Annotated in this window: 13 protein-coding genes and 1 pseudogene; 6 read left to right on the forward strand and 8 right to left on the reverse strand. The window is 59.0% G+C overall.

Going from position 1 to position 13,485, the window contains the following annotated elements; genetic code table 11:
• Window position 1 precedes the first annotated feature (1 nt).
• Complete coding sequence (locus AC0V60_RS15780; protein ID WP_486179370.1) at window positions 2-391, reverse strand: hypothetical protein; 390 nt, start codon at window positions 389-391, stop codon at window positions 2-4.
• Between the two features lie 123 nt (window positions 392-514).
• On the opposite strand from AC0V60_RS15780, the gene AC0V60_RS15785 reads away from it, so the two are divergent.
• On the forward strand, window positions 515-2,299 hold the full coding sequence (locus AC0V60_RS15785; protein ID WP_486179371.1) for a bifunctional phosphopantothenoylcysteine decarboxylase/phosphopantothenate synthase: 1,785 nt from the start codon (window positions 515-517) through the stop codon (window positions 2,297-2,299).
• 14 nt (window positions 2,300-2,313) lie between these two features.
• Complete coding sequence (dut, locus tag AC0V60_RS15790; RefSeq protein WP_486179372.1) at window positions 2,314-2,772, forward strand: dUTP diphosphatase; 459 nt, start codon at window positions 2,314-2,316, stop codon at window positions 2,770-2,772.
• Between the two features lie 4 nt (window positions 2,773-2,776).
• Here the strand turns inward: dut and AC0V60_RS15795 are convergent, their stop codons facing one another.
• The 5 genes from AC0V60_RS15795 to secB all read right to left on the reverse strand — a co-directional run bounded on the left by AC0V60_RS15795 (window position 2,777) and on the right by secB (window position 8,188).
• Window positions 2,777-3,763: a TonB family protein gene (locus tag AC0V60_RS15795; protein ID WP_486179373.1), complete on the reverse strand. Its 987-nt coding sequence runs from the start codon at window positions 3,761-3,763 to the stop codon at window positions 2,777-2,779.
• Between the two features lie 125 nt (window positions 3,764-3,888).
• Window positions 3,889-4,611, reverse strand: a complete 723-nt coding sequence (locus AC0V60_RS15800; RefSeq protein WP_486179374.1) for a DUF4136 domain-containing protein — start codon at window positions 4,609-4,611, stop codon at window positions 3,889-3,891.
• 230 nt (window positions 4,612-4,841) lie between these two features.
• The gene (gene trpS / locus AC0V60_RS15805) at window positions 4,842-5,858 is read right to left on the reverse strand and encodes a tryptophan--tRNA ligase (protein WP_486179375.1); all 1,017 of its coding nucleotides are present in this window, start codon (window positions 5,856-5,858) and stop codon (window positions 4,842-4,844) included.
• A 175-nt stretch (window positions 5,859-6,033) separates the two neighbouring features.
• Complete coding sequence (gene murJ / locus AC0V60_RS15810; protein ID WP_486179376.1) at window positions 6,034-7,611, reverse strand: murein biosynthesis integral membrane protein MurJ; 1,578 nt, start codon at window positions 7,609-7,611, stop codon at window positions 6,034-6,036.
• A 46-nt stretch (window positions 7,612-7,657) separates the two neighbouring features.
• Window positions 7,658-8,188 (reverse strand): protein-export chaperone SecB, encoded by a 531-nt coding sequence (secB, locus tag AC0V60_RS15815; RefSeq protein ID WP_486179377.1) that lies wholly within the window; start codon window positions 8,186-8,188, stop codon window positions 7,658-7,660.
• A 389-nt stretch (window positions 8,189-8,577) separates the two neighbouring features.
• On the opposite strand from secB, the pseudogene AC0V60_RS15820 reads away from it, so the two are divergent.
• The 3 genes and pseudogenes from AC0V60_RS15820 (at window position 8,578) to AC0V60_RS15830 (ending at window position 11,156) form a co-directional block, all read left to right on the forward strand.
• Window positions 8,578-9,247: pseudogene (locus tag AC0V60_RS15820) on the forward strand (Tim44/TimA family putative adaptor protein).
• A 142-nt stretch (window positions 9,248-9,389) separates the two neighbouring features.
• Window positions 9,390-10,559 carry a murein transglycosylase A gene (gene mltA / locus AC0V60_RS15825; RefSeq protein WP_486179519.1) on the forward strand — a complete coding sequence of 390 codons (1,170 nt, stop codon included), beginning with the start codon at window positions 9,390-9,392 and terminating at the stop codon, window positions 10,557-10,559.
• A 24-nt stretch (window positions 10,560-10,583) separates the two neighbouring features.
• On the forward strand, window positions 10,584-11,156 hold the full coding sequence (locus AC0V60_RS15830) for a Smr/MutS family protein (protein ID WP_486179378.1): 573 nt from the start codon (window positions 10,584-10,586) through the stop codon (window positions 11,154-11,156).
• A gap of 10 nt (window positions 11,157-11,166) precedes the next feature.
• Here AC0V60_RS15830 and AC0V60_RS15835 read toward each other — a convergent pair whose 3' ends face one another.
• Window positions 11,167-11,718: a DUF2306 domain-containing protein gene (locus tag AC0V60_RS15835; protein WP_486179379.1), complete on the reverse strand. Its 552-nt coding sequence runs from the start codon at window positions 11,716-11,718 to the stop codon at window positions 11,167-11,169.
• A 177-nt stretch (window positions 11,719-11,895) separates the two neighbouring features.
• Between AC0V60_RS15835 and AC0V60_RS15840 the strand changes: the two genes are divergently transcribed.
• Window positions 11,896-12,771 carry a LytTR family DNA-binding domain-containing protein gene (locus AC0V60_RS15840; RefSeq protein WP_486179380.1) on the forward strand — a complete coding sequence of 292 codons (876 nt, stop codon included), beginning with the start codon at window positions 11,896-11,898 and terminating at the stop codon, window positions 12,769-12,771.
• Here AC0V60_RS15840 and AC0V60_RS15845 read toward each other — a convergent pair.
• The gene (locus AC0V60_RS15845) at window positions 12,748-13,398 is read right to left on the reverse strand and encodes a Pr6Pr family membrane protein (protein WP_486179381.1); all 651 of its coding nucleotides are present in this window, start codon (window positions 13,396-13,398) and stop codon (window positions 12,748-12,750) included. The genes AC0V60_RS15840 and AC0V60_RS15845 overlap by 24 nt on opposite strands.
• Window positions 13,399-13,485 lie beyond the last annotated feature (87 nt).

Consider the following 13,485-nt stretch of genomic DNA (forward strand, 5'->3'; position numbering starts at 1 on the left):
CTTAATCGCCGCCGGGCAAAATCCGCGCTGCGGCAAGTGCCAGCACAACGGTCAACAGTTCCACTCCCATAGGCATGAGCCAGCCTTCGAATGTGCCGTCGATAACCGCGCTGATGCCGCGCACGACAAGCACGATGCCAGCGAGAGCCGCGCCCACATTAAGAAGGCTTGTGTTGGCCTTCCAGGCGCCGATGATGAGGCTTCCTGCCAGCACCCAGAAGAATGAGGTGAAATCGCCCCTAATCGTGGCGAGACCTTGTGTGCCCGTTTCAGCAAGCGGCGCGATCCCGAAATCCGCACCCGAACCCACAGGATCGGTGACAAAGCCAAAGCCGATGACGATGTACAACACTCCCATCAGGAACAGCGATACGCGCAAGATAACTGACAATCTGGATCCCCTCATTTGCCCCGCACCCCATCTGAGCATTGGGGTTGCTGCGCATAAGTGCAATCTTAACCAACACAGCGCAAGGGTTTCAGCACACTTGGCGCGGAGGGTGAAGCCGGTTAGATGGGTATCGAACACCTGCAATTTGAAAGCGATGGACGTAACGTGAGCAGCACCGGACCCAAAATCTTGCTGGTGGTAGGCGGCGGTATCGCTGCTTACAAATCGCTCGAACTGGTGCGCCTGATCCGCAAAGCTGGCGGCTCCGTGACCCCGGTTGTCACCAAAGGGGGGCAGCAATTTGTGACCCCCATGTCTTTGGCAGCCTTGTCCGAAAACCAAGTCTACACCTCGCTGTTCGATCTCAAAAATGAGGTTGAGATGGGGCATATCGAGCTTTCGCGGGAGGCCGACCTTGTGGTTGTGTGTCCTGCGACCGCTGACCTGATGGCCAAGATGGCAGCAGGGGTTGCCGATGATTTGGCGACGACTTTGCTGCTGGCGACCAACAAGCCTGTGATGGCGGTCCCTGCGATGAATGTGAAAATGTGGGAGCATGCCTCCACGGTCCGCAATGTCGAAACCTTGCGCGAAAACGGCGTGCGCGTCCTCCATCCCGATGAAGGGATGATGGCCTGCGGCGAGTTTGGCTATGGCCGCCTGCCCGAACCGCCAGCGATCTGGCGCGCGATTGCAGGCCATTTTGGTATCGAGGTTGAAGAGGAGGCACCTGCCGCTGCCCCCACTTTGCCCGCTGCCGAAGTCGAAGCGATCGAGCCTGAGGACGACAGTGAGGCCGCCTCCACCGGCGGTTTGGGCGGATTGCTTTCACGCATTATCCCGCGCTCCACCGAAAAACGCAGCGCAGAAGAGATCGACGCAGAGCTCGACGCAGAGCTCGACGTTGCGGGTCTTGAGGAAGTGCCTGAGGAATTCCTTGAGGAAATGCCCGAGGATAACATCGAATTTAACCCTGATCTTGATGGCTCGCCTCTGGCCAAGAAGGGCGCTGGTAAGGCGGCGCCTCCGGTTAATCAGGACGCGATCAATCACGAGGTGGACGAGCGCCGCCTTGCCCCTGATGCGAGCGAGGAGGGGCTTAACGAAAAAGCCTCTGCTCTGGCCGAGGAGGCCAAAGCGCCGCCCGCTCCAGAAAAATCCAAAGTCGCCGCCAAAAGCGCTGCGCCTATCAAGGTTGAAGCCATCGAAGCGGATGAACAGGAAATCGCCGGGATCACCGCCGATGCCGCGCATCAACCGCTCAATGGCCGCCATGTGCTGATCACGGCGGGACCGACCTGGGAATCGATTGATCCGGTCCGCTACATCGCCAACCGTTCGAGCGGAAAGCAAGGTTTTGCCATTGCTGCGGCGGCAGCGGCACTGGGCGCGGATGTGACCCTGGTTGCGGGCCCCGTGTACCTCAAAACTCCTGCGGGCGTTACCCGCGTGGACGTTGAGAGCGCTGAGGAAATGGCCTCTGCGGTCAAGCGCGCGCTTCCGTGTGACGCCGCGATCATGGTGGCAGCTGTCGCGGATTGGCGACCCAAAGAATACCGCGATGAAAAGATCAAGAAGCGCGGCAGCGCCCCGCCTGCTTTGATGCTGACCGAAAACCCCGATATTTTGACCAATCTTGCAGGCGGCAAAAACCGCCCGGCATTGGTGGTGGGCTTTGCTGCTGAAACAGAGGCCGTGATCGACCACGCCAAGCAAAAGCGCAAACGCAAGACCGCCGATTGGATTATCGCCAACGATGTGTCAGGCGATGTCATGGGCGGTGATGAAAACGCGGTTCACATTATCACCGCCGACGGCGTGGAGAGCCTCGATGAAATGCCCAAAGGTGAGGTGGCGATGGCCATCATGAGCCGCATCGCTGATACCTTGCTAACGAAAGCCGGTTAGGCGAAAGCGGCCCAATGACGAACACAGTAAATGTTGAAGTGAAGCGCCTGCCCCATGGCAAGGGCCTACCCTTGCCAGCCTATGCCACTGGCGGCGCAGCGGGCATGGATGTGGTGGCGGCCGAAGATGTGAGCATAGCTCCAGGAAGCCGCCATGCAGTCGCCACTGGCCTATCGGTCGCGATCCCGCAGGGGTACGAAATTCAGGTGCGCCCGCGCTCAGGCCTTGCGTTCAAACACGGCATCACTGTGCCCAACACTCCGGGCACCATCGATTCAGACTATCGCGGTGAACTTAAAGTGCTGCTGATCAACCACGGCAATGGCCATTTCAAAGTGGAACGCGGTGACCGCGTGGCGCAGCTTGTGGTGTCGCCCGTGACACAGGGCGTTTGGCAGGAAGTCGATGAACTGGACGCCACCGAGCGGGGCGAAGGCGGCTTTGGATCAACCGGCGGCCACGCGAAGCTCTAACGCGTCACTCCCCCGCAAATCGCACACTTGCTGAATAGCGGCCCTCGACCACTCTTCCATCGCTGCCTCTTGCTGGCTGAAACCGGGCGCGGTCCTCTAGTAGGCGGCAGGCTTGCTTATCGAAGCGGCGCGAACCGGTGCTGCTGTTGACTTCGCAATCTTGCGCGCGGCCCTGTGCGTCGACAATCAAGGTGTAGCGCAAGACCCCTTGCCCCGAACGAAAGCCCCGTGATGGCCAAGGGAGCGCGTCATCGCTGCTGATCCATGATGCAGGATTGATCGGGCGCGGATTTAACGCGGTGGTCAGCGTTGGTTGCGTCAAGGGCGGAGCAACCGCGCTATCTCTTTGTGCGGGATTGCCTTGTGCGGGATTTCCTTGTGCGGGGTTTCTTGTCACCGGCGGTGAGGTGGTGGAGGCAGGGGGAATGGCCCTTCTGCTTAGCGCTTCGGGCTCGCGGTAATTTGCGCTTGCAAGGCGGCGATACCACGGGACGTAGCGCCATTGCTGGGCGCACTGTTTGAGCAGGCGGAAACCGGCCGAACTGGTCTTGAGATCAATTTGCGCCACCTGCTGACCGCCATGGGTGATGCGCAGCGTCCTGGCGGAGCGAAACCCTGCTTCGACACCGCGCGCGCCTGCTGCGAGGGAATATCCATTGTTTGATTGATTGCCTGCAAAGCGGGCATCGTCAAAAGACCATTCAACAGTGCCGACCATCCCGGTGAAGAACCCGCCCGTGCGGCGCTGCAAGGCCAGGACCCCTGCGCGTCCATCTGACAGACGGTATCGCAGGGTGTAGCGCGGATCGTTGCTGAGGCGCAGTTCGCAGGCGCGCTCTGCTTCAATTTGTACGATCACCCACCGGCCTAAATCCACAAACGTCTCTTCGCTGCTCCGTTGCACCGCGCCAGCAGGGGCGCTGGTTCCAAATAGGGTGGCGGCGGCTGCGGCGGCGGTGCTTGTGATAAACGCGGTGCGAAGTGTGCTCATGGGGCTGATTGTGTACTCGTGGAATTTGCCTGAGTTCAGTGGGGCAGCGGCTTACGAATCAAAAAGGCGGCGCTGATCCCTTCCGCCGCCTTTCCGTCCCGTCCAAGGGTAGGTGTCTTGTTTGTCTAATTGCTGACCGGCTTTACGCTCTTTCCGTCTTCGCGAATAGTAATGCGCAGCACTTCGCCTGAATTTCCGGGGAAATCGGTGAAGAGGGCATCGACGAGATTGGGCACCAGACCTTGCAAGCGGTTGGAGCGCGAAGCGGCCTGTGCCTGACCTTCGAACAGACGCTCACCTGTGGCGGTGTTGTCGATTTTCAGGTCAATTTCGCTCGTGTACACAGTGTAACTGCGCACATCAGGGCCTGCGAGCCATGGGTCATAAAATCCGAAGGCATAATTGCGGCGGAAGCCAAAGCCGCCAAACCCGCCAAATCCACCAAAGCGGCCGAAATGCCCGAACCGGCCAAAACCGCCGCCGATATGGGTGGTGCGGACCCGCTCACGCCCATTGTCGACATCGTAGTCAAACCGAACCAGCAGATTGGCATTTTCCGGCGCAGCCGATTGGACATAGCCAAGCTCAGCCATTTCAGCTGCGACAAGGTCTGCGTAAAGCGAAAATTCGAGACCGCCTGCAAGCGCCGGATCCTCCGCCACAACCGCAAAGGTTTGACCCTGAGGGGCGGGCAGTGACGCTTGAAAGCGCGAGACATCGGCTTTGAAAGACGGCGCGCACGCCGAAAGCCCCAGAGCCACCGCGCCTGCAAGACCCATTTTAAAGGGCGCCGAGCGCGTGATGCTTTTCATATTTGGTGAATGCGAGGTCATATCAGAGGTGTTCATGGCATATCCTTCACAAAATCGCCAGCGCGGAGTTCAAAAGAGGGGCCGCGCGGCACATCCCTTGCGAACAGCGGGTTCGTTTTGCCCTCGCATATCTGCCGGTTACTGCCCGAACAGCCACACCCTTTCGAAGCCCTGTTGTTTGCGCGCACACATTAGCATTGGGGGCTGAACTGAATTTGAACGCCGTGCGTGTGCCGTTTTGATGCAGGAGATTGCCAGGATCTGCGCTATCTCACCAGCCCGAGCGCTTTGTAGGCCGCATCCAAAGTCGGAACGCCGCGTTCGCGCGCCTGCGATGCGCCGCGCGCCAGGATACTATCGAGCGCTTCCTGATCGTCTTTAAGCTCGAGAAAGCGCGCGTTGATCGGAGCCAGCGTTTCGACAAGCACCTCTCCCAATGCCGGTTTGAACGCGCCGAACCCTTGGCCGCCATGCTGAGCAAGCACCTCAGCAGTGCTCTGGCCGGTCAAAGCGCCGTAAATGCCCACGAGGTTCTTTGCCTCAGCGCGGGTTTCCAGACCCGCTTCCTCAGAAGGGAGGGGTTCTGGATCGGTTTTCGCCTTCTTGATCTTCTTCATCACCATATCCGCATCATCGGTCAGCGAGATGCGGCTCATCTCCGACGGGTCGGATTTGCTCATCTTGGAGGAGCCATCACGAAGGCTCATGATCCGCGCAGCGGCCGGGGGGATATAAGGTTCAGGCAATGTGAAGAGCGGCGCGTCTTCTGGGCAGAAGTCATTGTTGAACTTTTGCGCAATATCGCGCGCGAGTTCGAGGTGCTGTTTCTGATCCTCGCCCACCGGCACATGGGTCGCCTGATAGAGCAGCACATCGGCGGCTTGCAGCACAGGGTATGTGAAGAGCGCGATGGATTGCCCCTCGCGGTTTTTGCCCGCTTTGTCCTTCCACTGCGTCATCCGGTTCAGCCATCCCATGCGCGCCGTGCCGTTAAGCAGCCATTGCAGCTCTGCGTGGGCGGGGACTTGGGCCTGGTTGAACAGCACTGTCTTTGCAGGGTCCACTCCGCAGGCGACCAATGTGGCGACCATTTCGCGGGTGTTTTGTGTGAGTTCAGCCGGGTCATGCGGCTGCGACAATGCGTGAAGGTCGGCAAGGAAGATGAAACATTCGCCGCCAGCTGCGTGCGCTTCTTCTTGCAGTTTCACGTAGTTGACGATCGCGCCAAGGTAATTGCCAAGGTGCGGCTTTCCGGTGGGCTGGATGCCCGAAACAACTCTCATTGTGGGTACTCTTTCTTCTATTCTGTATGGCTAAGGCTGCGCTGTGAAAGCGTCAAAGCCATCGCCAGGCCGCCCGCCCGCGCAATACGAAACGCAGCGGGGCTGAACCGGTAGAGAAGAGGGTGTGTGTCATCGCATCCGCCAATAGCAGAACGCTAGCGCCGTGCAAGAACGCCTATTGTTTGCGTGTCAGCGCAATCACCCGTCCCTTGTCGATGGCCCCGATCAGAAAAGCGAGCCCGAAATAGACGATCACGGCAGCGCCCGCGAGCACGCCCAGCGCGCCAAGCCGCGCAAACAATCCGGCGGAATACCAATCGGTCAGCATCCCGTTCGCGTAATAAAGCGCTGCGCCCATGGCTGCGGCTGCGACAACTTGCTTCGCGAGGCGAAAAATCAGCCGTCCCGGCATCCGGTAATGCCCGCGCGCAGCCAATACGATGAGCAAAAACGCCACATTGATCCATGCGCCCACAACGCTTGCGAACGCCACACCGATCACGCCGTAAGTATCGAGAAAGAAAATCGTCGCCGTGATAAAGACGCCCAGGGAGATGAACGCCGCGATCACAGGAGTGCGTGTATCGGCGCGGGCGTAGAAATTGGGCACGAGCACTTTCACCAGCACATAAGCGGGAAGGCCCAATACAAGCGTCGCCAGCACCTCACCGGTCACCGCCGCATCGGCCAAATCAAAGCGACCGCCCTGGAAAATCATGATCACAAACGCTTCGGCACAAATCGAGAGAGCCACCGCCGCAGGAATGGTGAGCAGCATCGCCAGCTCAATCGCATCGGACTGCAGCCGCCCAGCGCGCTTTTCATCCTTGCCACCGATAAATTTCGACAAGTTGGGCAAAATCGCCGTCGCCAGTGCAATTCCGATAATTCCCAGCGGCAATTGGTTGAGCCGGTCGGCATAGTTCATATAACTGACCGCCCCATCCTCAAGCTGGTTGAGAAAATAGAGCTGGACCAAAGTGTTGATCTGATACGCGCCGCCGCCAATCGCTGCGGGCAGGGCGATTATGGAGAGCCGCTTTACCTCAGGCGTTATGCGCGGCCATAAAAGCTTCGGGCGAAACCCTTCAGCCTGCGTCCAATAATACAGCCACGCGAGCTGCATCACCCCTGCACCCGTCACCGCCCAAGCAATGCCATAAGCGATCTGTTCGATGCTCGCACCCGTGCCTTGCGCAAACCACTCGCCGGTTAGCAGGGCTGCGATCAGGACTATGTTCAATATAATCGGAAAACTTGCGCCGGGCGCAAAGCGCGAGACCGAATTGAGCATGCCAGTGAACAGCGTCACGAGGGAAACAAGGATAATGTAGGGGAACATGATCCGCGCAAAATCGACGGCGAGAGGATAGGTCTCATCATCAATCGGCTTTTCGGAAAGCAGCCAGATGACGCCCGGCATCGCAATCTCAAACACTGCGACCAGTGCGATCAGCACGGGCAGGAAGACGCTCAGCACATCATTGCTAAAGCTCTTGGCTTCGTCGAGGCCCTTGTCCGGATCGTCTTTCCCATGCAACCGCTTGGAAAACATCGGCACAAAGGCCGCTGAAAACGCGCCCTCTGCGAACAAACGCCGGAACACATTGGGAATGATAAACGCCTGAAACCATGCATCGGTCACGCCATTTGCACCCAGAACGCGCGCGAAAATCATCTCGCGCGCCATCCCGGCAATCCGGCTGACGAGGGTAAGAGACCCGATGGTCCCTACATTTTTGAGCAGGCTCATGCGGTCAGGTTATCCCGCGCGCCAAGCTGAAAGCAAGGTTTACGCCTTATGCCGCCGGCGTGGGCGTGGTCACAGCGCCGTCTTGCGCGCGGCGGGCCTGAAGCTGCTGAATGTAGAGGCCGTTGAAATCAATCGGCTCAATCATCAGAGGCGGGAAGCCTGCATCGCGCACCGCATCGGCAATCACACGGCGGGCAAACGGGAAAATGATGCGCGGCGCTTCAGCGTAAAGAAAGGCATGCGCCTGTTCTTCCGGGATGTTGCGAAGGCCAACAAGCGCGCAATAGGACAGCTCGATGATGTAGGCCGGACCCTGCTCACCGGCCGCGTTGATGTTGATTTTAAGTTCAACCTCATGGACCTCATCGCCCTTGGGGTCTGCGCCAATGTTAAACTGCACATCCACCTTTGGCTGATCAGGCCACTGATACACATCCGGCGCGCTTGGGTTTTCTACCGAGAGGTCTTTTACATATTGCGTGATGATGCCTGCGGCTGGCTGAGTATCAGCGCCTGCTGCGTCTTGATTGTCGAGGTTTGTAAGAACGTCGCCTGAATTCGGGCTTTCTTCGGCCATAATGATAGTATCTTTCGCTTAAACGGGTGGGGTCTCTTGGTCGTTTGAGAGTACAGTATTGCCCCCCTTGATCCCAAGGACATGAATCTGGTGAGCGCGCCTAGCAGGGGGTAGGCCTTTGGGCAATATTTCCCTGTTCCGTCTACCAACCCGGTGCCAATGAGACAAAAACCCGTCTTTCCGGTCCAATATTGCGGCATTCTGCTTCAAAAGGGGCGTTGGCGAATTGAAATTTGTACCTATCTATGGGAGTGAAGTTAGCGGCTCTTTTGCAACCGGTGCGAATCCGGGCCGTATCTTGTGTCGGTATACACTTTCAATTCAGCCCTTTCGGCTATGATTGGAAAATTAGGCCGGTGCATTTGAGGCCAAATCAAGGAAGTAATGTGATTTTAGAAATCGTTATCCTCGCCATGATCGCAGCGTTTTTGGGCTTGCGCCTCTATTCGGTGCTGGGCCGCCGCGCAGAGCATGAAGAGGAATCCATTCCTCAGCGTTTTGAACCCAATGATAATGCGCCCGCGCAAACCCCTGCTGCTGCGCAGGGCGGCCAAAACACACAGCCCCGCCCCGCAGAGCTCGAAGGCGTGCTTCCAGCGGTTGAGCGCGGCATTCGCGATATCTCCAATGCAGATCGCAACTTTGATTTTCTCTCCTTTGTCGAGGGCGCACGCGGCGCTTACGAAATGGTGCTTGAGGCGTTCTGGGAAGGCGACAAGAACACTCTTCGCGAGCTTTGCGATGATGATGTATACGCCGGATTCTGCCGCTGCAATTGATGCGCGCGAGGCGGAAGGCCACTCTCTGCAAAACAAGCTGATCCGCATCGAGGAAACCCGCGTGCACTCAGCGACTTTGGAGACTTCCAAGTTCAGCAAAGTCGCGCGTATTGCGGTGCTGTTTGTCGCCGACATCGCAGCGGTGACGCGCGATAAGGACGGCAATGTTGTTGCAGGCAGCCTCGATGATGCGGTGGAAAGCCGCGATATCTGGACCTTCAGCCGCGACATTTCCTCGCGCGATCCAAACTGGATCCTCGACGAAACCGACCAGGGCTAAGGCCCGCTTGCTCGTGTTGGGGGCGCTCGTGTTTGGGCTGAGCAGGCACTCTTTAACCGACCACGCGATCCGGCTTGAGGGACCGCAAACCCGCAGACATGCACCGCGCTCGATTGGCGCGGGTATAGCAGCGCTTGCCTCGATGGTCCTTTTGAGCGGTTGCCTGCGCCTTGTGCCCGAAGCCAATACGCCGCGCGCCGATTTGCCAACACCGCCGCCTGTCACCGCCGCTGCAAGCGCGGCGCTTTCCGGCGTCGTGCGCGGCCCCAGCGTCGGCGCACTTGGGATCGGCCAGGATGATGCGGGCACGGCTCTTGCCGGATTTATCGAAAGCTGTCCGCAGCTCCTTCGCCGCGACGACAAAAGCGGCCTTTCGTACAACACCGATTGGCGCCCCGCATGCGAGGCAGCCGCAAACTGGCCTTTGCGCGACGCCCCGCGCTTTTTTCAAACCCATTTTGAAACCGCCCGCATCGGCAATGGTGAGGCATTCGCCACCGGATATTTCGAGCCTGAAATCGCTGGATCACGCAGCAGGCGTCCCGGCTTTGACGTGCCGGTATACGCCATGCCTGATGATTTGAAGCGCGGCTGGCCGCAGAGCACGCCCGAAGCCGAACGCACCGGGCGAGCGCCATTGGGCCGCGAACTGCCCAATGGCGACTTTGTGCCCTATTACGAACGTGCCGAAATCGAAGAGGGGGCATTGGAAGGCCGCGTTCCTGTGATTGCTTATGCAGCCGATCCGGTGGAGTTTTTCTTCCTGCAAATTCAGGGCTCGGGCCGCCTTCGTACCCCGGAAGGTGATGTGATCCGCATCGGATACGCCGGGCAAAACGGGCGCGGCTACACCGGCATTGGCGGGGTTATGCGCGAACGCGGGCTTTTGGGCGATGGCCCCGGTCAGTATCCCGGCTCCATGCAAGGGATTATGGCGTACATCCGGGAAAACCCGAGCGATGGGCGCGACCTGATGCGTCTCAACAAGAGCTGGATTTTCTTTCGCGAGCTGACCGGTGATGGCCCCTTGGGCGCGCTGGGCGTTCCGGTGAGGAGCGAGACGTCTGTTGCCGCCGACCCCGCCTTTGTGCCGCTGGGCGCGCCGGTGTGGCTTGACCTTGACCGCAATGAGGCCGACGGGCTCTGGATCGCGCAGGATACAGGCGGCGCAATCAAAGGCGCCAACCGGTTCGACACGTTCTGGGGCGCTGGCGAGGAGGCACGCCGGATTGCAGGCGGGATGAGCGGGCGCGGCTCTGCGCTCCTACTGCTGCCCAAAGGGACAGTTGCACGCCTCAACCAGCGGCGATGAGCCTACATTCATGAGCCTGCACCCATGAGATATCCCGGCGGTCTTTCCGAGCCCGAGCAGCGCGCTTGGGCGCGGCTTGCATCAAGTGTGACGCCGATGCCCGGCAAGAAAGCGCCTTTGTTAAAGGAAGCTTTGGAGGCTCCTGCAAAGCGCCCACCCAAAGCTGTGTCCAAAACTGCGCCCAAACCGCAGCCTGTCGCCAAACGCCCCCTGATGCGCGCCAATTCACCGCCTCCGCCAAAACGGCCCATGGGCGGCAATCAGCTTGATGGCAGCTGGAACCGCAAGCTCAAATCGGGGCAAATTACACCGGACTACACGCTCGACCTCCATGATCATAACCTCGACAGCGCCTATGACCGTATCATGAGCGGCCTTGATCAAGCGCGCATGATGGGCGCGCGGGTGGTGCTGGTGATTGCGGGGCGGGAGCGTCCAGTGGACCCCGCTGACCGTGGTTCAAAACGCGGCGCTATCCGGGCAAAGCTTCTCGACTGGCTCGCGGTAAGCCGCCATGCGGACGCCATAGCAGCCGTGCGGCGCGCCCACATCCGGCATGGCGGAGAGGGCGCGCTTTATCTCGTGCTCAAGCGTTAGCGGCGCGGCCTTACCCAAACAGCATCACATTCATCAGGCGGCCCGGAAGGATGATCGCAAAGATGCCGGGGATCATGAGAGCGCCAAGGAAGAGGCTCACGATCTCAGCCTTGTGCCGCTTGATATCGCCTTTGCGTGCGCTGCTGATGATAATCCAAGCGGCGCGGTAAGTCATAGGCACAAAGATATGGATCCAGGACAGCGCCATGCCTTCATGGATGAACAGCGTTGAGGTCGCGGTGATCACCATCAGAGCAATCCAAAGCTTGCCCAGCGCCTTGTGCATCGCAGTGCCTTTCGGGGCGAGCAGGAGATAGAGACCCAGCGGCACACATGGGATGACGGTCGCAACATGGAAGGCGACGGCGGCGTTACCCAAATGCGGCAGGTCAGGGGCGAACCCAAGCAGCGCTCGCATGATGGCAAGGATGCACACTGCGCTCATGGTGGTGCCCGCAAACAGGACTGCTGCCCGCGTGATCAAACCCAATTGCATCACGCCTTTGGGCTTGTTGAGCTGACTGAATGCAGCGAGAGGATTGGGAAGAGTGGCAGTTGTCATAGCGGGCCTTTCCAGTGGGTGTGCTTTCGTTGAGACCCACAATGACCCGTGCCCGTTCGCCAGCAAGAAGCCATGCGCTAGAGGCTCAGACCTTACGCCAGATGTACATACAGAGCCCGGATTTCTGCGCTTTGCCACTTTACGAAGCGCGATTGGGCAGGCAGTTTGATGCATAGGATGACTGAAACTTCAGGCGAAATGGCAGGCACATCGCAGCTTTCCGGCAAAGCCGCCTTTTGGCGCGGGATTTTGAGCGACCTTGCGATCATGACCGGGATCGGGCTGTTTCTCGGCGTGCTGGGGCCGTTTGGTACGATCAATATGCCGCTGGCCTATCGCCTCTCCAGCTGGCTGCTTTTCGCTTATATTGGCTATGCCTGCTATCGTCCGATGGAGCCGCTGGTCGCTTGGGGGGAGCGTACGCTCCATCTGCCGCGTATCGGCCTTTGGCTCGCAGCAGCGATGATTTCATCGGTGCCGATGACATGGGCCGTGCTTAGCATCGGGAATGTGCGGGGGCCGTTTTTCTGGCCGGGTCTGGATGTGGCGCTCACCAGCTATTTTTACGTCTTTGTCGTAGGCGGCGCGGTGACACTTTTGTTCAATGTCCTTAGCCTGCGCAAAAAAGCGCCAATAGCCGCGCCGGTGGTGCCCGAGGCGGCTGAGCTGGAATCGGCTGCGCCCCCAGCGCCTCAACCTGTTCCTGCGTCAACGCCTGTTCCCGCGTCAACATTGGCCAAGTCCAACCCGCTTCTCGATCAGCTTCCCCCGGCTTTGGGCAGCGATGTGATCGCTTTGGAGATGGAGGACCACTATGTCCGCGTGCACACGTCGCTGGGATCAGAGATGGTCCTGATGCGCCTGCGCGATGCAATGGTTCACGTTGCCGATATCGAAGGGCGCCAAGTTCACCGCAGCTGGTGGGTGGCGCGCCTCGCTGTTGAGGACATTAGGCGTGAGGGCCGCAATGTGCGCTTGGTGCTGCCTGGCGGTTTGGAGGCACCGGTGTCGCGCGCTCAGGTTGCTGAGCTAAAGGCCGCTGGCTGGCTCTAGCTTTTCGCTTAGCACCGACTGAAGCCAGTTCTTGATCGTCACCAAAGCTGCGCCAAACGCTGCAAAAAAGACCGAAAGGACCGCGTTGTTGATGAGGTATTGGGTCCATCCCAATTGGCTGAGGTCTGTAAAAAAATAGGCGTAGAAACCGGTGATCTGACCCAAGATCAAGGCGAAGGCTCCATAGGCGAGCGGCGGCACCATGATGCCCGGGATCAGTTTTATGGTCGAGGCCGCACGCGGTGTGTAGCGCAGCCAGAACAGTACAAAGGCGATGGGCACAAAGGTATGGTGCGACTGGTTTGTGATCCGGTCGAGGCCAACCGGGTGATGGAGGTGGGCAAGCGCTGCCCAATAGACCGCACCGATCACCGTGAGCATCGTCGCCAGGGCCGCCATGGCGCTTTTGGAAGGAGTTTTGCCCAGTGCAATCGCGGCGAGCACGGTGCAGGCACCGATGTTTCCCCAAATCGTGAAGAAGCGCAGCAGAAAGCCGGTGTTTTCAAGATAGCCATATTCGCCAAGGAATGGCTGCACGCACAGTGCCGTAAAAGCGACGGCGGCGACCGCCCCTGCAACCTTGCGGGCTTGGGGAGAGTATGAGTTCAATTCTGATACAGCGTCCATAAGAGCCTTCTGGCTGCAAACCCAAAAAAACGCCACCTTCATGAAAAACCCCCGGCGAGTTTCCTCACCGGGGGTTTTCAATTCTTA

The sequence above is a fragment of the Erythrobacter sp. S259 genome (assembly GCF_057364965.1).

Excerpts from the sequence above, each read along its gene's own strand:
- AC0V60_RS15785 (WP_486179371.1), top strand. The coding sequence starts at position 515 with ATGGGTATCGAACACCTGCAATTTGAAAGCGATGGACGTAACGTGAGC.
- dut (WP_486179372.1), top strand. The coding sequence starts at position 2,314 with ATGACGAACACAGTAAATGTTGAAGTGAAGCGCCTGCCCCATGGCAAG.
- AC0V60_RS15795 (WP_486179373.1), bottom strand. The coding sequence starts at position 3,763 with ATGAGCACACTTCGCACCGCGTTTATCACAAGCACCGCCGCCGCAGCC.
- AC0V60_RS15800 (WP_486179374.1), bottom strand. The coding sequence starts at position 4,611 with ATGAACACCTCTGATATGACCTCGCATTCACCAAATATGAAAAGCATC.
- trpS (WP_486179375.1), bottom strand. The coding sequence starts at position 5,858 with ATGAGAGTTGTTTCGGGCATCCAGCCCACCGGAAAGCCGCACCTTGGC.
- murJ (WP_486179376.1), bottom strand. The coding sequence starts at position 7,611 with ATGAGCCTGCTCAAAAATGTAGGGACCATCGGGTCTCTTACCCTCGTC.
- secB (WP_486179377.1), bottom strand. The coding sequence starts at position 8,188 with ATGGCCGAAGAAAGCCCGAATTCAGGCGACGTTCTTACAAACCTCGAC.
- mltA (WP_486179519.1), top strand. The coding sequence starts at position 9,390 with ATGGTCCTTTTGAGCGGTTGCCTGCGCCTTGTGCCCGAAGCCAATACG.
- AC0V60_RS15830 (WP_486179378.1), top strand. The coding sequence starts at position 10,584 with ATGAGATATCCCGGCGGTCTTTCCGAGCCCGAGCAGCGCGCTTGGGCG.
- AC0V60_RS15835 (WP_486179379.1), bottom strand. The coding sequence starts at position 11,718 with ATGACAACTGCCACTCTTCCCAATCCTCTCGCTGCATTCAGTCAGCTC.
- AC0V60_RS15840 (WP_486179380.1), top strand. The coding sequence starts at position 11,896 with ATGACTGAAACTTCAGGCGAAATGGCAGGCACATCGCAGCTTTCCGGC.
- AC0V60_RS15845 (WP_486179381.1), bottom strand. The coding sequence starts at position 13,398 with ATGGACGCTGTATCAGAATTGAACTCATACTCTCCCCAAGCCCGCAAG.